This window comes from Nocardia sp. NPDC001965 (assembly GCF_053594175.1).
This window is the reverse complement of the sequence record NZ_JBSFDZ010000013.1, coordinates 16,058-37,364: the sequence shown is the minus strand read 5'-3', so window position 1 is coordinate 37,364 and position 21,307 is coordinate 16,058. Positions and strand designations below refer to the sequence as shown.

General features: G+C 69.3%; 19 protein-coding genes. 12 read left to right on the top strand and 7 right to left on the bottom strand.

The window, feature by feature from the left end:
* Positions 1-172: 172 nt before the first annotated feature.
* Positions 173-2,314 (top strand): DUF2339 domain-containing protein, encoded by a 2,142-nt coding sequence (locus ACWCPQ_RS19500; protein ID WP_449900676.1) that lies wholly within the window; start codon positions 173-175, stop codon positions 2,312-2,314.
* A gap of 65 nt (positions 2,315-2,379) precedes the next feature.
* Here the strand turns inward: ACWCPQ_RS19500 and ACWCPQ_RS19495 are convergent, their stop codons facing one another.
* Both ACWCPQ_RS19495 and ACWCPQ_RS19490 read right to left on the bottom strand, forming a co-directional pair.
* The gene (locus ACWCPQ_RS19495; RefSeq protein ID WP_449900673.1) at positions 2,380-3,669 is read right to left on the bottom strand and encodes an adenosylmethionine--8-amino-7-oxononanoate transaminase; all 1,290 of its coding nucleotides are present in this window, start codon (positions 3,667-3,669) and stop codon (positions 2,380-2,382) included.
* Positions 3,670-3,754: 85 nt separating this feature from the next.
* A complete protein-coding gene (locus tag ACWCPQ_RS19490; protein ID WP_449900671.1) occupies positions 3,755-4,195 on the bottom strand; it encodes a MarR family winged helix-turn-helix transcriptional regulator in 441 nt (146 codons plus the stop codon).
* Positions 4,196-4,224: 29 nt separating this feature from the next.
* Between ACWCPQ_RS19490 and ACWCPQ_RS19485 the strand changes: the two genes are divergently transcribed.
* Both ACWCPQ_RS19485 and treY read left to right on the top strand, forming a co-directional pair.
* Positions 4,225-4,767 (top strand): cupin domain-containing protein, encoded by a 543-nt coding sequence (locus tag ACWCPQ_RS19485; RefSeq protein WP_449900669.1) that lies wholly within the window; start codon positions 4,225-4,227, stop codon positions 4,765-4,767.
* A 232-nt stretch (positions 4,768-4,999) separates the two neighbouring features.
* Positions 5,000-7,402 (top strand): malto-oligosyltrehalose synthase, encoded by a 2,403-nt coding sequence (gene treY / locus ACWCPQ_RS19480; protein ID WP_449900667.1) that lies wholly within the window; start codon positions 5,000-5,002, stop codon positions 7,400-7,402.
* Between the two features lie 18 nt (positions 7,403-7,420).
* On the opposite strand, the gene ACWCPQ_RS19475 is transcribed toward treY, so the two are convergent.
* Together ACWCPQ_RS19475 and ACWCPQ_RS19470 are read right to left on the bottom strand one after the other, a co-directional pair.
* The gene (locus ACWCPQ_RS19475; protein WP_449900665.1) at positions 7,421-8,833 is read right to left on the bottom strand and encodes an amidase; all 1,413 of its coding nucleotides are present in this window, start codon (positions 8,831-8,833) and stop codon (positions 7,421-7,423) included.
* Positions 8,834-8,974: 141 nt separating this feature from the next.
* Positions 8,975-9,202, bottom strand: a complete 228-nt coding sequence (locus tag ACWCPQ_RS19470) for a hypothetical protein (protein WP_449900664.1) — start codon at positions 9,200-9,202, stop codon at positions 8,975-8,977.
* Positions 9,203-9,367: 165 nt separating this feature from the next.
* Here ACWCPQ_RS19470 and ACWCPQ_RS19465 point away from each other — a divergent pair, with 165 nt between their 5' ends.
* Entirely contained in the window at positions 9,368-9,802 is a 435-nt protein-coding gene (locus tag ACWCPQ_RS19465) for a nitroreductase family deazaflavin-dependent oxidoreductase (RefSeq protein WP_449900662.1), read from the top strand.
* A 104-nt stretch (positions 9,803-9,906) separates the two neighbouring features.
* A complete protein-coding gene (ilvA, locus tag ACWCPQ_RS19460; RefSeq protein WP_449900957.1) occupies positions 9,907-11,262 on the top strand; it encodes a threonine ammonia-lyase IlvA in 1,356 nt (451 codons plus the stop codon).
* 4 nt (positions 11,263-11,266) lie between these two features.
* Here the strand turns inward: ilvA and ACWCPQ_RS19455 are convergent, their stop codons facing one another.
* Positions 11,267-12,490 carry a serine hydrolase domain-containing protein gene (locus tag ACWCPQ_RS19455; RefSeq protein WP_449900660.1) on the bottom strand — a complete coding sequence of 408 codons (1,224 nt, stop codon included), beginning with the start codon at positions 12,488-12,490 and terminating at the stop codon, positions 11,267-11,269.
* 489 nt (positions 12,491-12,979) lie between these two features.
* Here ACWCPQ_RS19455 and ACWCPQ_RS19450 point away from each other — a divergent pair, with 489 nt between their 5' ends.
* Positions 12,980-13,840 carry a helix-turn-helix domain-containing GNAT family N-acetyltransferase gene (locus tag ACWCPQ_RS19450; protein ID WP_449900659.1) on the top strand — a complete coding sequence of 287 codons (861 nt, stop codon included), beginning with the start codon at positions 12,980-12,982 and terminating at the stop codon, positions 13,838-13,840.
* Between the two features lie 48 nt (positions 13,841-13,888).
* Here the strand turns inward: ACWCPQ_RS19450 and ACWCPQ_RS19445 are convergent, their stop codons facing one another.
* Positions 13,889-14,440 (bottom strand): hypothetical protein, encoded by a 552-nt coding sequence (locus ACWCPQ_RS19445; protein ID WP_449900657.1) that lies wholly within the window; start codon positions 14,438-14,440, stop codon positions 13,889-13,891.
* Positions 14,441-14,656: 216 nt separating this feature from the next.
* Between ACWCPQ_RS19445 and ACWCPQ_RS19440 the strand changes: the two genes are divergently transcribed.
* The 5 genes from ACWCPQ_RS19440 to ACWCPQ_RS19420 all read left to right on the top strand — a co-directional run bounded on the left by ACWCPQ_RS19440 (position 14,657) and on the right by ACWCPQ_RS19420 (position 20,348).
* Entirely contained in the window at positions 14,657-15,940 is a 1,284-nt protein-coding gene (locus ACWCPQ_RS19440) for a PucR family transcriptional regulator (protein ID WP_449900655.1), read from the top strand.
* A gap of 296 nt (positions 15,941-16,236) precedes the next feature.
* Entirely contained in the window at positions 16,237-17,220 is a 984-nt protein-coding gene (locus ACWCPQ_RS19435) for a phosphotriesterase family protein (protein WP_449900652.1), read from the top strand.
* A 79-nt stretch (positions 17,221-17,299) separates the two neighbouring features.
* Entirely contained in the window at positions 17,300-19,096 is a 1,797-nt protein-coding gene (locus ACWCPQ_RS19430; RefSeq protein ID WP_449900650.1) for an ABC transporter substrate-binding protein/permease, read from the top strand.
* Positions 19,097-19,099: 3 nt separating this feature from the next.
* Positions 19,100-19,825, top strand: a complete 726-nt coding sequence (locus tag ACWCPQ_RS19425) for an amino acid ABC transporter ATP-binding protein (RefSeq protein ID WP_449900648.1) — start codon at positions 19,100-19,102, stop codon at positions 19,823-19,825.
* A 19-nt stretch (positions 19,826-19,844) separates the two neighbouring features.
* On the top strand, positions 19,845-20,348 hold the full coding sequence (locus ACWCPQ_RS19420; protein WP_449900645.1) for a hypothetical protein: 504 nt from the start codon (positions 19,845-19,847) through the stop codon (positions 20,346-20,348).
* Between the two features lie 31 nt (positions 20,349-20,379).
* Here ACWCPQ_RS19420 and ACWCPQ_RS19415 read toward each other — a convergent pair whose 3' ends face one another.
* Complete coding sequence (locus tag ACWCPQ_RS19415; protein WP_081877120.1) at positions 20,380-20,547, bottom strand: DUF4236 domain-containing protein; 168 nt, start codon at positions 20,545-20,547, stop codon at positions 20,380-20,382.
* Between the two features lie 87 nt (positions 20,548-20,634).
* Here ACWCPQ_RS19415 and ACWCPQ_RS19410 point away from each other — a divergent pair, with 87 nt between their 5' ends.
* Positions 20,635-21,249, top strand: a complete 615-nt coding sequence (locus ACWCPQ_RS19410; RefSeq protein WP_449900642.1) for a class I SAM-dependent methyltransferase — start codon at positions 20,635-20,637, stop codon at positions 21,247-21,249.
* Positions 21,250-21,307 lie beyond the last annotated feature (58 nt).

Below are 21,307 nucleotides of genomic sequence, written 5' to 3'. Positions count from 1 at the left end.
GGCCCCTTCGCACCGGACCCCGGCGGATTCCGTGATACCGCCCGGCCGGGAACGTTCGCGGCCACGCTCGACCGCGCCACGGTCGGCGGCCACCGGAAATCGGGTAGATCCCGGCCCCGGCCCGAGTAGTCCTACTCATCCGTCCGACCCGTGTGCGGCCGACCATCGAATCATGACGACTTCGATCGATCCGGCGCTGGTCGCCCGCCTGTCCGGCGAGTTCACCACCATGGCCGGAGATTTCACCGCGCTCGGCGGTCAGCTGAGCACTCTCGGCCGTGATCTGGAGGATCTGCACCGGCAGGTGCGCGCGGCGGCCCCGGCGCGATCGGACGCGGCGGCTACCGGCATCACCGCCGGGCCGTCGACCGAACCCGGTACCGCGACTCCGGCGACTCCGGCGACGGAAACTACCGGATCCGCCCCCGCACCGGCCGCGGCGGGGACGCCCGGTGCGGGGGCCACCCCGGCACCGGGGCACCGCGTTCCACCAGCGGGTGCGACGCCGGTTCCCCCCGGCCACGCCCCGTGGGGTGTCCCGGCGCCCGGTGCTCCTCGGCAGTCGTGGCCGGTTCCGCCGCCGCACAGCAGATATGCCGGGGCATACCCGATTCACCCGGACCGGCCGCCCGCACCACCCCGTCCGCCCGGCCGTCCGGCCGTACCCCGCACGCCGTGGTGGCAACGCGAGGGCGTGATCAGCCGGCTGCTCGCGGTCGCGGGTGTGGCGGTGACCCTCATCGGAGTCGTGATGTTGCTGGTGCTGGCCGCTCAGGCCGGTATCTTCGGGCCGGTCCCGCGGGTGATCGCCGGGGCCGCGTTCTCGGCTGCCCTCGTCGGAGCCGGTATGCGGGTCTACCGGCGCACCGGCGGCCGGGTCGGCGGGATCGCGCTGGCCGCTACCGGTTTCGCGGGCGCCTACCTGGATGTCGTCGCGACGACCACGATCTACGACTGGCTGCATCCGGTACCGGGCTTCGCGGTCGCACTCGGGGTGGCGGCTGCCGGGTTGGGCCTGGCGGTGCAATGGCGCGCCCAGTCGCTGGCGGTTCTCGTCGTCGGCGCAGCGGCGGTGCTGGCGCCGTTCGTGAGCACCGAACTGTCGCTGCTCGCGTTCCTGATCGTGCTCCAATTGGCCTGTGTACCGGTGCAATACCGGCACGACTGGCCGTATCTGCACCTCGTGCGCACCGTCCCGGCCGTCCTCGCGACCCAGATCGCCGTCGTCGCCGCGGCGATCGGCACAGACGACCCCGGCCGATCGATCCTGGTCCTGGTGGCGGCGGTCGCGATCGCCACGGTCGGTCTGGCGGGTACGGTGCTCGTGGTCCGGCAGTGGCCCGGCGATATCGTCGCCACCCTGACCTGCGCCCTGGCCACCACACCGTTGCTCGCCGCCCCCGCGCTGTTCGGTCCACCGGCCGCGACGGTGATCTCATCGGTGTACGCGGTCGTACTACTGGCTCTTGCCGCGACCCCGTTACTGCCGAAGATCGGCGATATCGCCCGCATCCCGGGTCATACGGCCACGGTCGCGGCCGTCGCGGGTTCTTTCGCCCTGTTGGAGACCTGCTGGGGTGTGACCACCGAGGCCACGCTGCCACTGGGCCTGTTCCTCGTCGCCGGCTGCCATCTGACGATCGCGGGCCGCACCCACAACCGGGTGGCGGCGGCGCTGGGCGCCGGGTACGCCGCCCTCGGTGGCCTCGCGTTCCTCGTGATCGCGGGACCGGGCACGCTGGCGGACGAACGGATCGCCGTCGGTGAACTGTCGGCCGGTACCGCGGCCTCGGCGGTCGCCGGACTCGCGGTGGTCGCGGTGGCGTTGTGGGGGTCGGGCCGGTTCACCGGGACCGGCGCGCCGCGGCTTCCCGGCGGTCCGGCCGCCGCCGGCACCCGCTCCTCACTGCTGTGGATCGGCGCCAGCCTCGCGGCGCTGTATCTGGTGACCGCGGCCACCGTATCGCTGGGGGTGATCGCCGGTCTCGCCGACGGTTTCGTGGTCGGACACAGTATCGCCACCATCGCCTGGATGGCCGGGGCACTGGCCGCGCTGCTCTACGGTCTGCGTTCGCTGAGCGCGGAGACGCCGACCACCGCCAAGATCGCGCTCGGATCCGGCCTGCTGGTCACGGCCGCGGCGCTGGCGAAACTGTTCCTGTTCGACCTGGCCACCCTCGACGGACTCGTCCGGGTGACGGCGTTTCTCGTGGTCGGTGTGCTCCTCCTCGTCGCCGGGACCCGCTACGCACGGGCGTTCGCCGAAACCGGTACCCGGCACGACGATTCCCGGTCATCGACCGAACCTCGCTGATCGGGCCGGGCCCGGTACCGCCCCCGGTGGCATCCCGCCGCCGGGGGCGGCGGCGGTCGCGGTGCTCAGGAGCCGGTGCGGGCCGCCGCGACCATGGCGGCGGTGACGGTCGCGATATCGGCGGTATCGCTGATGTAGGGCGGCATCGCGTAGATCAGGTTCCGGAACGGTCTGATCCAGGCACCCGCGTCGACGGCGGCCGCGGTCGCCGCTCGCATATCCACCGGCCGCTGCAGTTCGATCACCCCGATACCGCCCAGTATGCGCACCTCGGACACACCCGCGATATCCCGGGCGGGAGCCAGGCCCGCCCGTAATCCGGCACCGATCCGCGCCACCTCACCGCGCCAGTCCCGCGACAGCAGCAGTTCCACCGACGCGACCGCGACGGCACAGGCCAGCGGATTGCCCATGAAGGTCGGGCCGTGCATGAGACCGCCGTGCGCGGCACTGATCGTCTCGGCGATCTCGGCGGTGCACAGGGCCGCGGCGAGTGTCATGTACCCGCCGGTGAGCGCCTTGCCCACACACATCACATCCGGCGAGACGACGGCCTGCTCGGCGGCGAAAAGGGTTCCGGTGCGGCCGAATCCGGTCGCGATCTCGTCGAACACCAGCAGCACCCCGTGCTCATCGCAGAGACGTCGCAGATCGGCCAGGTAGCGGGGGTCGTGCCAGCGCATCCCGCCGGCCCCCTGGACCACCGGTTCCACCACGATCGCCGCCAGTTCGGCCGCGTGCTGCGCCACCGCGGTCTCGAGTTCCCGGACGTAGTCGTCGTGGTAGTCGCGGGGCGGGGCGGGAACGAAGATCTGTTCGGTCAGGACATCGGTCCACAGCGCGTGCATCCCGCCCGCCGGATCGCACACACTCATCGGCGTGAACGTGTCGCCGTGATATCCGCCGCGCCAGGTGAGCAGGCGGCGTTTGCCCGGACGGCCCACCGACCGCCAGTACTGCAGGCACATCTTCACCGCGACCTCCACCGAGACCGAGCCGGAATCGCAGAGGAACACCCGGTCGAGCCCGTCAGGGGTGTGGCGCACCAGTAGTTCGCACAGCCGGGCGGCCGGTTCGTGGGTGAGGCCGCCGAACATCACGTGGCTCATCCGGCGCGATTGCGCCACCAGCGCCTCGTCGAGTACGGGGTGGCGATAGCCGTGCACCGCGGCCCACCACGAGCTCATCCCGTCCACCAGCTCCCGCCCGTCGGCCAGGGTCAGCCGGGTACCCGCGGCCGCGGCGACCACGAGCGGTTCGGTGCTGGGCGGGAAGCCCCCGTAGGGGTGCCATACGTAGCGCGCGTCGAGTTCGGAGATCTGCGCGGCGGTGAGTTCTGCGGGTGCGACGAGCACGGCGGTCCTCCACGTCGTAGTGCGACCGGATCCGGCCGTACGAAACCTTGAACGCCGTTCAAGTTACCAACCCGGGTCTCGGCCCTCACGCCGAACCGTCCAGCACCGCCACCACCCGGGCGAGCAACCGGCGCAACTCCACGGCCCCGGCCTCCCCCACATCCGCCCGGATCCGGTCCTCGATCAGCCGGATCCGCTCCCCGGCCAGCCCGAGAGCCGCCCGGCCGGCCTCCGTGCACACCACCTGCCGGGCGCGCCCGTCCCGGGGGTCGACCCGCCGGTACACCAATCCGGCACGTTCCAGTTGCCCGACCAGTTCGCCCATCGACTGCTGCGTCATGCCCGCGGCCTCGGCCAGTTCGCCGACCCGGGATCCCGCCGGATCCAGATACCGGAACACCGCATAGTGCGCCGGGCGCAGCTCACCGGACAGCCGCGCGCGCAGTTCGCCGTGCAGTTCGGTTTCGACCGCCTTCGTGGCCAGGGTGAGCAGCTTCAGCAGCGAGGGCTGCGGGTGGGTTGACATATCAAGAAGGTTACCTTTCTAATTGACCCATGCCAGACCGGGTCATCACCTTCCGCAACGGCCACCGGGTCACCGTCCTCGCCGAGGGCACCGACGAGACCGGCCCGTATCTCAGGTTGCGGCACGAACTGCCCACCCCCGGGCGGCAGGCGGGCCCGCACTGGCACCCCGTACTCACCGAGGCATGGACAGTGCGGCAGGGCACTCTCGTCTTCCGCATCGACGGACGCGAGGTCACCGCCGGCCCCGGCGATACGGTGCGCGCGGCGGCCCGTACCGTGCACGAGTTCCGCAGCGCGGCGGCCGATACCGTGCTCGATCACGAGATCCGGCCACCGTTGCGCCATCTCGATATGTTCACTTTCTGGAGCACCCTGGATCGCGCCGGTGCCACCACGAACTCCGGGGTGCCGCGCAATCCGCTGGCACTCGCCCTGCTCTGGGAGTTACAGGACGGCTACCTCGCCGGAATCCCGGCCGTGCTCCAACGCGCCGTATTCGGCAGCCTCGCCGCAATCGCCCGGCGAACCGGCTATGCGAAGCGATGGACCGCCCCCGGCGACCCGAGCTGAACAATCGGCCGGCGACCCCTGCCATCCGCGCGCCGCAATGGCGCTAATGTCATGTCCATGCACGCGTCCGATTCGACGACCGAGGCAGCGGCACCGCCGGTGCCATAGCCCGAGCAGTACCGGTCGTCGGCCGATGCCGAGCATCCACGCCGACGCCGGTCCCCGCACCCGCGCCGCCGGATCCGGCGCCTCCCCGCCCGCCGCGCTCCTCAGGACCCCGACCGAGAAACGTATGCCCGCAGACCCGCCGAGCTTCCACCGCCAACCGCGCGTCACTCCGGTCCGCAGCACCTACCGGCTACAGCTGCGCCCGGACGGACTCACCTTCGCCCAGGCCGCCGCCACCGCCGAATACCTTCAGCAACTGGGTGTCTCGCATATCTACCTCTCCCCGGTGATGACCGCCGCCCGCGGCTCCGCCCACGGCTACGACGTCACCGACCCGACCACCGTATCCGCCGCCCTGGGCGGCCCCCTCGGTCTGAAGGCTCTCGCCGACGAGGCGCACAACCGCGGAATGGGCCTGATCATGGACCTGGTACCCAACCACGTCGGGGTCGCCGATCCGCAGCAGAACCTGTGGTGGTGGCATGTGCTGCAATACGGTCGGAAATCCCAGTTCGCCTCGTTCTTCGATATCGACTGGAGCCCGGGCAACGGTGTGGGCGGCCGCCTGGCGCTCCCGGTCCTGCGCGGTGCCAACGACCCGGCCGCGCTCACCGTCGACCGGTCCGGCCCCGAACCGCTGCTCGCCCTGCACGAACTGCGCTTCCCCATCGCTCCCGGTACCGACGGCGACAACGCGCTGCGTATCCACGACAAACAGCACTACCGGCTGGTGAGCTGGAAATCCGGGATGTGCGGTTACCGCCGGTTCCTCTCGATCAGCGGATTGGCCGCGCTCCGCCAGCAGGACCCGCGAGTCTTCGAGGCCACCCACCGCGAACTGGCGGCCTGGTGCGAACACGATCTGATCGACGGCGTCCGGGTCGACCATCCCGACGGCCTCGCCGACCCGGCCGGCTACCTGCAACGCCTGCGGCAGCTGATCGGACCCAACCGGTTGCTACTGGTGGAGAAGACGCTCGCCAACCGCGAGCCGCTCGACCCCACCCTGCCGATCGACGGGACCACCGGCTACGACGGCATCGCCGATTTCGGCGGCGTCCTGCTCGAACCCGCCGGGGAGCAGATCCTGACCGAACTGTCCCGCCACATCACCGGCCACGGCAGCGACCGGGTATGGGTCGGTGAGAAGGAGCATCGCATCAAACGGGCGGTGGCCGAGAGCATTCTCGTCCCCGAGATGCGGCGCCTGGTCGCGGCGATCAAAGCCGACGCGGGGGCCGCGGATTTCGACACCATGGCCCTCACCAACGCCACCATCGAGGTGCTGTCGTTCCTGCCCGTCGCCCGGGCCGACTACACCCCGCTGGCCGGGATGATCAGCGCGGTCGTCGCCGAGGTGGAGAAGCGCAACGCCGAGCTGCGGGTACCGCTGGCCGTCCTGGTGACGGCATTGGTGGCGGGCGGAACCGCATGGACCCGGTTCCATCAAGTGAGCAATGCGATCGGCGCGAAAGCTGTGGAGGACATTCTGTTCTACCGCGCGGTCCGGCTGGTCTCGCTCCAGGAGATCGGCGGCAATCCGGCCCGTTTCGGCCGCACGGTCAACGAATTCCACCTGGCCAACGCATCGCGGGCCCGTCGCTGGCCCGCGTCGATGACCACACTGTCCACCCACGACACCAAACGCGGCGAGGATGTGCGGGCCCGGATCGGAGTCCTGTCGCAGGTACCGCGGATGTGGGCGCGGGCGGTGACCCTGTGGCTGGAGAAGCTCCCGCCGCCGGACGGCGCCACCGCGCTGTTCCTGTTGCAGAACATGTTCGGGATGTGGCCGGCCGACGGCCGTCCGGCACCGTCGGTACCGGGGTTGCGGGACCGGGTGCACCGTTTCGCCGAGAAGGCGATGCGCGAATCCGGCGAGCACACATCCTGGGAGGAACCCGATACCGAATTCGAGAATGCCGTGCACGCGTGGCTCGATCAGGTGATCGAAGGACCGGTCGGGCGTCAGCTCACCGACCTCGCCCACGATCTCGCGCCGCACGCCTGGTCCGATTCGCTGGCCCAGAAACTGTTGCAGCTGTGTGCGCCGGGAATTCCGGATATCTACCAGGGCTGCGAGATCTGGGAGGATTCGCTGGTCGATCCGGACAATCGGCGGCCGGTCGATTTCGGATCCCGGGCCGCAATGCTGCACACTCTCACCACCACTCCGCCGCTGGACATCACGGGCGCGGCCAAGATGTGGCTGGTCGCCTACGCGCTGTGGCTGCGCCGGGAACGCCCGGAATGTTTCGTCGGCGGCACCTACACGCCGGTATTCGGGCTCGGCGAGCACGCCGACAAACTGGTCGCCTACGCCCGCGGCCAGGCCGGGTCGGAACCGGAGATCATCGTGGCCGTCACCCGGCACAGTGTCGCGATCGGCGAAACCGGCTGGGGCGATACCTATCTCGAACTGTCCAGCGGCTCCTGGACCGACCGTCTCACCGGTCATACGTTCCAGAACCGCGCGCGCATCGAAAAACTGTTCGCCCGGCTTCCGGTCGCGCTCCTGGTCCGCTGACTCGATTCGGGCCGGCGGTCAGGACTCGGTGGCCGCGGCGGCGATCCGGGGGAACGGTGCCTGCGCCTCCAGCAGGAAACCCAGTTCCAGCAGAGTGCGCTCGCGACCGTAGGCGCCGCTCAGCATCACCCCGATCGGTAGCCCGCCCGCGGTGAGCCCGGCCGGTACGGCGATGGACGGCGAACCGGTGACATTGTTGATGGGCGTGTACCCCACGAAATTCGTGACCCGCTCGATCGATTCGGCGAACGGCACCCCCGGATTCAGATAACCGATCTCGGGTGTGGTGTGGGTGAGCACCGGCGAGAGGATCGCGTCGTAGCGGGTGAGCACGGCATCGTAGTCGGCGCGGGCGCGGTTCAGGCGGTACAGCGCGCCCGGGGTGGCGAGCAGACGCCGGCGGAAGGACGCGGCCAGCCCTTTGGTGAAGGTCTCGAGCCGGGCAGCGTCGAAGGACCGGCCGTGGCTCAGTTTCCCGGTGACTTCCGACATCTGCGCCAGGAATCCCCAGTACTGCAGGAAGTCGGCGACGAGTTGCCCCGAGACCGGCGAGGCCATCGGCTCGATCGTATGCCCCGCGGCCGCCAGCACCCCCGCGGTCGCGGTCACCGCCGCCAGCGTCTCGGCGTCGGGTTCCAGACCGTTCGCCGCCGTGGTCAGCAGGCCGATCCGCAGCGTGCGCTCCGCCGGGCCCTCGACGATGCCGATCGGCGGGAGTTTCGGATTGCGCCAGTACTTTTCGGCCGCTGCGTAATAGGCCGCCTGATCGCGGACCGACCGGGACAGCACCCCCTCGGAAACGAGCTTGATCGGCAACTGCCGCGCCTGCGCATTGTCCAGGTGCCGGAAGCGGCTCGGTTTGAGCGACACCAGTCCCGCACAGGCCGCCGGTATCCGCAGCGAACCGCCGCCGTCGTTGCCGTGGGCCACCGGAACCACACCGGCGGCGACCAGTGCGGCCGATCCGCCCGAGGATCCGCCGACCGTGTACCCGGTGTGCCACGGATTGCGGGTAGGTTCGCCGTTCTCGAACTCGGTGGTCGAGGTGAATCCGAATTCGGGCATGGTCGTTTTACCCAGCACGGTCACCCCGGTGCTCAGCAGCTGCGCGGTGAACCGGTCGTCCTTGCCGGCGGGGTGGGGGGTGATCGCCGCGCTACCGTACCGGCTCGGCAGTCCGGCCACATCGGCGTTGTCCTTGACGAAGGTCGGCACGCCGAACCAGGCGCCGTCGCCAGTCGCGGCCGCCCGTGGGACGGGCGCCCGGTACGCGATCGCGTTCAGGCGCGAGTTCACCGCCTCGAGCCGGGCCAGCGCCGCGCGGGTCAGTTCGTCCGGACTCACCACACCGTCGCGGACCAGCGCGGCCGATGCCACCGCGTCGTGTTCGCCCAGCGCGTCGTCGGTGAAGGCATGTACTCGATCGGTCATGAATCGGCTCGCGTGTACCTCGGGGACCCGGATACCTCGATCCGGAACCAAGTGGACGTGTGTTCAACTCGGCCCAGACTAGTACGGGAAGCTGCCGCGCGGCACAGTTCCCGGCAGGGCGGCGGGCGGGAACCCGTATGGCTACCGACGGGTCGCACGCCAGCGGCCGGTGGTCCACAGCAGCGCACCCACGGCAGCACCGAACAGCACTGCGACCTGCACCGAACCGAGGACCACGGCCAGCGCCAGGAAGACGAGCAACCCCGCGCCGAGCGCCTCCAGCTTGTACACCGGCCAGCGCGACCCCGCGATATCGACGACCGCCGCGCCGCGAACTGCGTGCGGGGCGGTGAGATGGGAGGCGGTCATTGCTTCAGGCTACCCGTAACAGCAGTGTTCGGTCCATCGAACTTTTGTCTTCCCGCACACATATAACGCCGGGGCGACCGGCCCCGGCCCTCACGCCGGATCGCCGATCTCACCAGGTCGGAGTGACCGGGGAACAACAGACCCCGCTCGGGGCGTTTCGCAGACATGCCATTGACCGGAGAGTATGCACCGTCCACATCCGATTGGGCCCGTGAACAGGCCGAGAGGATCGAACAGTCCGGCGGTACCGAGGGCACCACCATGCAGGGCATGCCGGTGGTGGTGCTGACCACCACCGGCAACAAGACCGGAAAGCTCCGCAAGACCGCCCTCATGCGGGTCGAGCACGACGGCGAATACGCGGTCGTGGCCTCGCTGGGCGGCGCCCCGAAGCACCCCGTCTGGTACCACAACGTGGTCGCCGACTCGCATGTGGAACTGCAGGACGGCACCGTCACCAAGGACTACACCGCCCGTGAGGTGTTCGGCGAGGAGAAGGCGCTCTGGTGGGGGCGGGCGGTCGCCGCCTACCCGCCCTACGCCGACTATCAGCTCAAGACCGATCGCCAGATCCCAGTTTTCGTTCTCACCCCGCGCTGACGGATCCCGGCGCAATACCGGGTGCCCGGTCCCACGCCGCCCCGATGAACGAAAACGCAGGACAGAGCCACCCGCCGCATGCTCCGGCAGCGGTGGGTGGCAGCATGGACCGGGTGTCCGATGTGCTCACTCACCTGCCAGAAGCCCGTCCCGCGTTGTCCGCGGACGAGATCGACGCCGCAGCCAAACGCATCGCCGACATTATCGAGCCCACTCCCCTACAACTATGCCCGCGCCTATCCCAGCTGACCGGCGCTCAGGTGTACCTGAAGCGCGAGGATCTCACCGTGGTGCGGTCCTACAAGCTGCGCGGCGCATACAACCTGGTGGTCCAGCTCACTGATTCCGAACGCGCCGCCGGGGTTGTCACGGCCAGTGCGGGCAACCACGCCCAGGGTGTCGCGTTCGCCTGCCGGGCCATGGGGATCACCGGCCGGATCTACGTCCCCACCACCACTCCCAGGCAGAAGCGCGACCGGATCCGGGTGCACGGTGGCGAATCCGTGGAACTGATCGCCGTAGGCGAAACCTTCGACGCCGCCGCCGCGGCCGCCGCCGCCGATGTCGCCCGGACCGGAGCGACCATGGTGCCCCCGTTCGACGACACCCGCACCGCCGCGGGCCAGGGCACCATCGCCGCAGAGATACTGGACCAGCTCGGCGCCGCGCCGGATCTGGTGGTGGTCCCGGTCGGCGGTGGCGGATGCCTCGCCGGAATCGGCACCTACCTGCGCGAACGCGCACCGCAAACCGCGATCCTCGCGGTCGAGCCCGCGGGCGCCGCCTCGATGACCGCGGCACTGGTCGCCGGCCGACCCGTCACGCTGCCCGAGGTGGACCCGTTCGTCGACGGCGCCGCGGTACGCCGCGTCGGCCAGGTGCCCTACGACGCTGTCGCCGGTTTCGGCGGGCGGGTGATATCGCACGGTTCGCTACCGCTGCTCATCTCGACCGATCTCCCCGGCGACGCCGGGCCCTTCCATCTGCTGCGGGTGGACGAGGGAGCGATCTGCACCGCGATGCTGGAGCTGTACCAGAACGAGGGGATCATCGCCGAACCCGCGGGCGCGCTCGCGGTCACCGCACTGCTGGAATCGCCGCCCGAACCCGGTTCCACCGTGGTCTGCCTGGTTTCGGGCGGGAACAACGATGTCTCCCGTTACGGTGAGGTCATCGAGCGTTCCCTGGTCCACCAGGGCCGCAAGCACTACTTCCTGGTGGACTTCCCGCAGGAACCCGGCGCGTTGCGGCGGTTCCTGGACGAGGTACTGGGCCCCGAAGACGACATCACCCTGTTCGAATACGTCAAACGCAACAACCGCGAGACCGGTGCCGCGCTGGTCGGTATCGAACTGGGCGAACGCGCCGGTCTGCAACCGTTGCTGGACCGGATCACCCACTCGCCCATCCAGTGCGAGCGGTTGGATCCGGGTTCCCCGGCCTACCGCTACCTGACCTGAGCGATCAGGCCGCGGCCTCGCGGGCAGCGCCGCGGCCGATCCGGGACGCCGAGCGCGCTCCCGACATGACCAGCGGGAGCAGCCAGGCGAACGCGGGCTGATCCACGGCGAGGGTCTCCATGGCGAGCCGGTTGTGCACGAAACCGAGCGAGATACCGCTGTCGGGATCCGCCCAGCCGAACGAACCGCCCAAGCCGATATGGCCGAAGCCGCGCGGGGCGCCGACCGTGGGCATCGAGTGGTACCCCAGATGCCACAGCGGGCCCATGTAGAGGAAGAGCCCGGTGTCGGGCCGGTACCGCTCGATCCGGCGGATGGCCTGCACGGCGGCACCGGACAGATACCGCCGACCCCCGGCGAGGCCGTTACAGGCGAGCGGTTCGTATACCGCGGCCAGGCCGTCGGCGCTGCACACACCGTTGGCGGCCGGCATCTCGCTGTCCAGCAGTGGCGGGTTCGGCCCGGTGAGGATCGCTTCCGCTCCGGGAATGAACAGTGAGCGGCTGCTGACGCCCAGTGCGCCGGGGATGCCCTGCAGCAGGGTGACCAGCCGGGAACCGCGCGGGGTGCCGGCGAAGGAGAACCCCGAGCCGAAGCTCTCCGCCGCCACGGTGACCGAACCCGCGGGCGGGCGGCCCAGGTGTACGCCGTCGGTACCCAGCGGTACGGCGACTTCCCGCTGGAACAGTTCCTTCATGCTCACCCCGGTGACCGCCCGGGTCAGGCCGGCCAGCAGCCAGCCGAACGTCATCGCGTGATAGGCCGGAACCCCGAGCAGCCGGTCGGGGGCGGCGGCGGCCAGCCGTTCGGCCATCAGGTCGTGGTCGAGCAGTTCGGCGCCCTGGGCGGCCAGGGCACCGACCCCCGACAGGCCCGCGGAATGGGTGAGAACCTGGCGGACAGTGATCCGATCCTTGTTGTTGCAGCCGAACTCGGGCCAGTATTCGCAGACCGGGGCGTCGTAGTCGATGAGACCGCGGTCGGCGAGCCGGTGGACGACGGTGGCGGCGATGCCCTTGGTCGCCGAGAACACCACCGCGCCGGTATCACGAGTCCAGGGCCGGTCCGGTGCCGACTCTCCCGTCCAGATGTCGAGAATCGGTTCCCCGTGCCGGTACACCGCCAGCGCCGCGCCTACGCCCTTCCGGCCACCGTAGACCCGGGTGAAAGCGGACGTCAGCCGCCGGAATTCTGCTCCGGCGTTGCCGGAATAAGCGACACTGCCCATCCTTACACAGTAAGGTCATCCGATGCTTCCGGCAATGGCGTCCCGGACGGTGTTCCGCCGGGACGCGGCCACAGCTGCCGAGGTCGGCACGCCGGAACCGGTCGCCGGACCGGGTACACGCCGACACCCGAGCGCGATCGTCCCGGACAGCTATCGCCCGGACAATTCGATGTGGACAACTTTTGGGGTTCGACCGGGAATTCCGGTCTCTTCAGGAAACGAATCGGTAAAGAATTTCCATCCGGGTTCCGGGCCGGAAATCGGGCCACCACGCCGCGCGGGCCGATTCTCGTCCCGGCAGTACCGATCGTCCGCCGTATCACGCGGATCACCCGTTCGAGGGCATATTCCGGGAGATGCGGACCGGCCGGCCGCACCAGCGACACCACCACCTCCCCGAACCGCCGGCCGACAATATCGACGACACTTGATAAACATGTGAAAGACGACTTTCTCGGATCGAATATGCTCCGCCGATATAGTGACCCCATGACCTCCTTGGAACCGCCGGTCGTGCGGGACCAGGTGCGCGGCGACGCGCTCCCGGTCGCCGACGCGACCATCTACGCAGGCTGGTTTTCCTGCCTGGCCGACCCGACAAGGGTCCGGTTACTGCACCAGGTCGCCACGAGCCCCGCCGGAATCCACATCGGCGAAATCGCCGAAGCACTCGGTATCGGACAGCCCACCGTCTCCCACCATGTCCGCAAACTCACCGACGCCGGGTTCGTGACAGTACACAAAGAGGGCACCGCCACCCTCGTCACCGTCAATCCGCACCGCTGCACCGAGCTGCCGCATACCGCCGACGCGGTGATGGGCATCCTCACTCCGCAGCCGTTGTGCCCCGACGACCTCCCCCGCGACGTGACAGTCCGGGCGATGACCGATGCCGACTGGGAGCCCGTCCGCGTCATCTACGCCGCGCGCGGTACCTCCTACCCCACCGTGGTCGCGGCCGACGCACCCGACCGGGACGCCCTCGATCGCCAGTGGCTGCCCGGGCATCGCTGGGTCGCCGAGGCCGACGGCCGGATCGCGGGCTGGGCGGCCCTGACCCCGGTCTCGGGTCACGAGTTCTACCGGGATGTGGCCGACAGCTGTGTGATGGTCGACGACGCGCTCGAGGGCCGCGGCGTCGGCACCGCACTGCTGCGGCAGCAGATCACGGCCGCCGAGAACGCGGGTCTGCGCGCACTGCAGACCACCGTCTTCCCGGACGACCGGACCGGTATCTCGCTGCACCACGCGGCGGGTTTCCGCACCGTCGGGATCCGGGAGCGCAGCGGCCGGTCGGAAGGGCGCTGGCGCGATGCCGTCCTGCTGGAACGGCGCAGCCCGCTGAACTGAGGCCGGCGGGCCGACCCGCGCCGGGCCGTACCGCAGCACGCGCGGTCCCTACCGTCCGGCGTAGGTCGGCCGCAGGATGACCTTCAACCACATGGTCGACAATCCGCACAGCACACAGAGCACCGCCACGGCCGCCGCCGACCAGTCGGCGACCGACAATCCCGGGAAACCGGCGTCGCCGTAGCGGGCGAGCGGGTAGATCCCGACCATCAGCATCGCCGCCGTCCCGATCAGCGAGACCAGTGAGGTGGGCAGCCACCGCAACCGGCGGAAGGGCCGCACCACCTCGTCCGGCGCGGCGCCGGCGAACACCTGCCGGACCCGCTGCCAGGCGGTCCCGTTGACCAGCAGCACCGCCAGGTCCAGCAGCAGCGAACCCACCGCCACCGCGAGCACCGCCCCCGGCACCGCCGCGGGCGGCCGGCGCAGTGGGAGCAGACCGGCGATCAGCACGAAAACGGCGAGCGCGAGACCTGCGCCGGTGACGACCGACCACACCAGCGCCCAGGTCCGGCGGGAGGCGGCCAGCGCCACCGTGGCGGCGCGTTCGTCGGGAGAACACGCGTCGTACCACCCGGGGTCACCGGCAGCGATCTTCATGGAGCCCCCCGTACCGATTCGATCGAACAACAACAGCAGCACCGCGTACGGTCCGGTACACGGCCCCGCGTCGCCCGCCGACTCTATCCGGCAGTGACCGGCGCGGCACCGGTTCGGTCCGTACCGGACTGTGGCGCGCACCAGCCGGAGCATCCGACGCACCGTTGCCGCCGCCCGGGCGGCGGTCCGGCCGCCCAGCGCGCGATCATTACTGCTGTGGAACAACAACAGGTGGCGCGCAGCACCGAAGAGGTGGTCGCACTGGTCGCGCAGACCTTCCTCCGGGACCGCGACCAGTTCGTCGACGAGCTGTCGCATCTGATGCGCACCCAGGTGCCGATACTCGACCGGGACGAGCGGCTGCGCGAACTGATGGAAGCGGGGACGACCGACAATCTGATGGAAGTTCTGCAGTATCTGCAGAACGAGGCCGGCGAAGACGATGTCCGCGCCCCGGAACGGGCCCTGGTCTATGCCCGGATACTGGCCCAGCGCGATGTCCCGGCGTCGGCGCTGATCCGGGCCTACCGGGTGGGGCAGGCCGGATTCCTGGACACCGGTATGCGCTACGCCATCGAGTTCGGCGGCGGCGGACCGATCACCACCTCGGCCATCGTCCATATAGTCAACCGCACCTCGGTCTATATCGATCGGGTCTGCGAGCAGGTCGGTGTCGCCTACGAGAAAGAACGCGACCGGTGGGTCGGCAACCGGGGCGGGCTGCGGCAGCAGTGGGTGACCCGGCTGCTCAACGGCACCACCACCGATATCGACGCGGCGGAGCAGGCCCTGCAGTATCCGCTCGCGCGCGGGCACCTCGCAGTCGACACCTGGACCGACCCGCATATCGACGCCTCCACCGCGGTAGAGGTCTTCGACCATCTCCGGATCGCCCTGGGCACAGTATTCGACCGTGCCAACGGCACCCTGCTGGTACCGGTGGACGAACACGAAGCCCGGCTGTGGTTCGCCCTGCCGCACGAACCGGCCGTCGACAGCGCGGTGATCGAACGGCTGCTGTCGGATCGGGCGCTGCCGGTCCGGGTGGCGATCAGCGGCTACGACACCGGGGTCGCCGGCTTCCGGCGGACCGCGGCCCAGGCCGACCGGGTGCGTAAACTCGCGCTGCTGAGCGGGGAGCACGGCGCCCGGGTCGTCTGCTACCCCGATGTATCGGCCGTCGCCCTGCTGGCGAACGATATCGATACGCTGCGGGAATTCGTCGCCGACCAACTCGGCGAGCTCGCGGTGGACAACGAGCGCAATCTCTGGCTGCGCGAAACACTGCGCGTATTCCTCGCCGGGAACCGGAGTTACGCGGCGGCCGCCACCCGGCTGGCCGTCCATCGCAATACCGTCCAGTACCGCGTCCGGCAGGCTCTCAATCTCATCGGCGTGAGCACCGACACCCCCGGCGCGGACCTGTATCCACGACTTGCTCTGCAGGCCACCCATCTGCTCGGCACCGCGGTGCTGCGCACGGAGCCGACCCAGAGCTGAACTCGCGCCGGCCGGCCGGACGCACACCGCCGGATTCCCGCCGCACGACACTGCCCGGCCCGGGCTCTGTGCTGCGCGCACAAATGCGGGCCGACCTTTCATGCGGCCGGGATATGGTCGCGCCCCGGGCCGGCATCGTAGGGTTCAGTCATCCCCGAAAACCGGTGTCCACCTGAGTAGATGGTTCGCCGGAGATCGAATCGCCGCGCCCGCCACGGGTGGTGTCGCGGATTCTGGAAACCATCCGTCGTGCCGGTGTCCTCGCGCTGCGCGCTGCCCTCTTCAAGGAGTCCTCTGTGCCCTCGATCCAGACCGTCCGCGGCGCCGTGGACACCGCCGACCTCGGTGTCACCCTGATGCACGAACACGTCTTCGTACTCAGTTCCGATGTACAGCAGAACTATTCGCAGGAGTGGGGGTCGGAGGAGGAGCGGGTCGAGGACGCGGTCCGGCAGCTGACCCTCGCCTACGACGCCGGCGTGCGCACGATCGTGGATCCGACCGTGGTGGGGCTGGGCCGCTATATCCCGCGGATCGCGCAGATCGCGCAACGGGTGCCGCTGCAACTGGTCGTGGCCACCGGCCTGTACACCTACAACGACGTCCCGTTCTTCTTCCACTACCGCGGTCCGGCGTTGGATCCGCTGGTCGGCACGCACGTTCCCGACCCGATGGTCGATATGTTCGTCGGCGATATCCGCGACGGTATCGCCGGCACCGGTGTCCGCGCCGGCATGCTCAAATGCGCGATCGACGCGGAGGGGCTGACGCCCGGCGTCGAACGGGTGATGCGGGCAGTGGCCCGGGCCCATCACGAGACCGGGGTGCCGATCACCGTGCACACCCACCCCGAATCCGGTACCGGTTTCGAGGTCAAACGCGTCCTGTGCACCGAGGAGGGCGTCGACCCGGCCAGGATCGTGCTGGGGCACAGTGGCGACACCACCGACCTGGACTATCTGACCGCCCTCGCCGACTCCGGTTTCGTCCTCGGTATGGATCGTTTCGGGATCAACCTGGAGACCACCTTCGAGGCGCGCGCCGACACCCTCATCGAGATGGTGCGCCGCGGGTATGCCGAACGGATGGTCCTCTCACAGGATTCCAGCTGCTATATCGACTGGATGGAACCCGCCACCCGGGCGGCGGTCCTGCCGCAGTGGCACTACACCCACCTGTTCGACGACGTCTTCCCCTACGTGCTCGATCGCGGTATCGAGGAGCGGCAATTGCAGACGATGCTGGTGGAGGTACCCCGCACCTTCTTCGCCGCCGGCTGACCGCGGGCCCGGTCCGGGTGCCGCCGTACCCCGACCGGGTTCCCGAACCGGACGGGACCGGCAGCTAGTGTTGTCGATCATGCCTGGTCTGCCCGCCCCGCGCTCCCGTGCGCTGCTCGCCGCGCTACTGCTCGCCGTCGCTCTCCTGGCGACCGCGTGCGGCAGCGGCGGCGGCGGTGACAGCGCCACCCGTGACCTGTGCGCGCCACCGGGACCGGAGGCGGCGTCGGCCGCACCCGCGAATCTGTCCGCGCCGGGCGCCGGCAAAGAAGACCGGTTCACCACCGCATCCACCGAGCCGCCGACGGCCGTGGACACCGCGCGGCTGGGGTTGATCCGGCCGGGCGTCCTGAGTGTGGGCACACTCTCCGACGCGCCGCCGAGTATCTGCGTGAACTCCGCCGGTGCGTTCACCGGCTTCGACAACGAACTGCTGCGCGCGGTAGCCGCGAAGATCGGCCTGCGGGTCGAGTTCTCCGGCACCGAATTCGCCGGACTGCTCGCCCAGGTCGCGGGTAAGCGGTTCGACGTCGGCTCCTCCAACATCACCACCACCGATGCCCGCCGCGAAATGGTCGGTTTCACCAACGGCTACGATTTCGGCTACTTCTCGCTGGTCGTGAAGGACGGCAGCCCGGTCCACGGATTCGCCGACCTGGGCCCCGGTTCCCGGGTCGCGGTGGTGCAGGGCACCGTTCAGGACGAGTACGTGGTCAACCAGCTGGGCCTGGACCCGGTGAAGTTCCCCGACTACAACACCGCCTACGCGAATGTGAAGACCGGCCAGGTGGATGCCTGGGTGGCCCCGTCGGCGCAGGCCGAGGGCGCAATCGCGCCGGGGGATGCGACCTCGGTGGTGGAGAACTCGTTCAGCCTGGACAATTTCGTCGGCTGGGCGGTCGCGAAGGACAACACTCCGCTGATCGACGCGCTCAACTCCGGACTGGACGCGGTGATCGCCGACGGCACCTACGCCCGGCTCTACAGCGACTGGGTCCCGCGCGAGATGCCGCCGGGCTGGAAACCGGGTTCGAAGGCCGCGCCCGCCCCGCAGCTACCGGATTTCGCCGCGATTGCGGCCGAACGCGGTCCGCAGGAGCAGACGGTCCAGGCTCCGAAATCGACCCTGCAGCAACTGCGGGACACCTTCTTCGACTGGTCGCTCTACCGGCAGGCCTTCCCGGACCTGCTCGAGACCGGCCTGCCCAACACCCTGATCCTGGCGCTGGTCTCCGGTGCGCTCGGCACCCTGATCGGCATGCTGCTCGCGGTCGCCGGCATTTCGCGCACTCGCTGGCTGCGCTGGCCGGCCCGGGTGTACACCGATATCTTCCGCGGTCTGCCCGCGGTGGTCATCATCCTGCTCATCGGCCTCGGCATCGGACCGGTGGTCAGTGGCCTCACCGGCAACAACCCCTACTGGCTCGGCGCGGTGGCGCTGGCCCTGCTGGCCTCGGCCTATATCGGCGAGATCTTCCGCTCCGGAATCCAGTCGGTCGAGCCGGGCCAGCTGGAGGCGGCCCGCGCGGTCGGTTTCGGGTACCGGCAGGCGATGACTCTGGTGGTGATCCCCCAGGGTGTGCGCCGGGTACTGCCCGCGCTGATGAACCAGTTCATCGCGCTGATCAAGGATTCGTCGCTGATCTACTTCCTCGGTCTGCTCGCCACCCAGCGCGAACTGTTCGCCGTCGGCCGCGACCTCAACGCCCAGACCGGTAACCTGTCACCGCTGGTGGCCGCCGGTCTGGTCTATCTGGTGCTGACCATCCCACTCACCCATCTGGTGAACTACATCGACCGGCGGATGCGCACCGGCCGCCCAGATCAGCCGATCGACCAGGTCGAGCAGGCCACCATCACCGAAGGGCGGGGGTAACCGATGAGTGCCTCACTGACCGGCACCGGATTGCACCTGCGGCTGGGTGGCAACCACATCCTGCGTGGGGTGGACGTGCACGTCGATGCGGGTAGGACCACGACCGTGATCGGCCCGTCGGGCTCCGGGAAATCCACCCTGCTGCGGGTGCTGAACCGGCTCCACGAACCCGATTCCGGCGATATCCTGCTCGACGGCGATTCGGTACTCACCGAGAATCCGGACCGGCTGCGCCGGCGCATCGGGATGGTGTTCCAGCAGTTCAACCTGTTCCCGCATCGGACGGTCGCCGAGAACATCGCGCTGGGCCCGCGGAAGCTACGCGGCCTGTCCAAGGACGAAGCCCGCACCCTGGCACTGGAACAGCTCGAGGTGGTGGGCCTCACCGGCAAGGCCGATTCCCGGCCCGCGAACCTCTCCGGCGGCCAGCAGCAGCGGGTGGCGATCGCGCGGGCGCTGGCCATGGAACCGGACATCATGTTCTTCGACGAGGCCACCTCGGCACTGGACCCGGAGCTGGTCAAAGGTGTGCTCGCGTTGATGTCGGATCTGGCCGCGGGCGGTATGTCGATGATCGTGGTCACCCACGAGATGGGATTCGCCCGCAGCGTCTCCGACCACGTGGTGTTCATGGACGGCGGTCTGGTGGTGGAATCCGGCAGCCCGGACGCGGTATTCGACAATGCCGAAACACCGCGGCTGCGAAGGTTTCTCGACCAGGTGCTCTGAGGCGACGATACTGGAACCCATGAGCGAGGACTCCGGAACCGGCAACCCGTACGGCACACCGACCACCAGCGGACCCAAGCCCATCGGCCGGGCCCAGGGCGTGACCAACCGGGTGGTCCGTACCCTGCTACGCGTCCCGGGCCTGTCCGGGGTGGTCGGGAAACGACTGGCGACCCTGCATGTGGTGGGCCGCAAGTCCGGGAACACCTACGACATTCCGGTGGCCTACACCACCCACGGGCAGACGCTGCTCATCGGGACAGCGCTGCGACCGTGGGTGAAGAATCTGGCACCCGGTACTCCGCTCGCCGTCACCCGCGGCGGGCGTCCGGAGCGGTTCGACCCGATCGTGTACACCGAAGCCGACGATGTGCTGCGACTGTTCGAGATCATCGCCCGTGACAACAAGACCAATGCGGACTACAACGGCATCGGTTTCGATGCCGAGGGCAATCCGAACAAGGCCGATATCTACCAGACCTGGCAGCAGGGCGGTGTGGTGATCGAACTGCGCCCGATCTGATCGTGCCGGTTTCCGGTCACGGCCGGCCGGGTCAGCGCTGACGCCAGCTCAGCGGCCCCGGTAGATCGACGCTGTTCTTCTTCGTCCGGGAGTTCCACGACCACGGGCCGATTTTGATACTCCACGACGACAGACCCGATTGGGTGTAGTTCAGCTTCAGCGGTCCGAAGGACTGGCGTTTACGGAACCTGATGGGCATGAGCAACCTCCTCAGCTCAGGGCCAGGATAGCGGATCAGGGTGAGTCCCCATAGCTTTCGCTGGTCAGGGGTGCCAGAGTGGAAGGCGTGGGAATCTATCGCGATCGTTTCGTACCGCGCCTGGTGAACGTGGCCTGCGGGATGAAGGCCAACGAGCCGCTGCGTGAGCGGGTCTGCGCCGGATTGGCCGGGCGGGTGGTCGAACTCGGCTTCGGCTCCGGGCTGAACGTGCCCTTCTACGCCGCGGCGGTGGAATCGGTGAGCGCTGTCGAACCGGCCGACCTGGGCTGGCAACTGTCCGCGCGGCGCCGCGCCACGGCCCGGGTCCCGATCGAACGCGCGGGCCTGGACGGGCAGTCGCTCCCGTTCCCGGACAGCAGTTTCGATACCGCACTGTCGACCTGGACGATGTGCACCATTCCCGATATCGAGGCCGCGCTGAGGGAGATCCGGCGAGTACTCGTTCCCGGCGGCACCCTGCATTTCGTCGAGCACGGCCTGGCCCCGGACCCGAAAGTACAGCGCTGGCAGCATCGTCTCGACCCGCTTCAGCAGCGCATCGCGGGCGGCTGTCATCTGGACCGGAACATCCGGGCCCTGGTCGAGACCGCGGGATTCGGTATTCGCGAGCTGGAGATCGTCCGCGGGCAGGGCCCGGCGTTCCTCGATACGCAGTCGGTCGGGGTGGCCGTCGATCCGTGAACGCCGCCGGGCCGTACCGGAATGGGCGGCGGCGTGTACGACACGCAGCGCCGCCCCG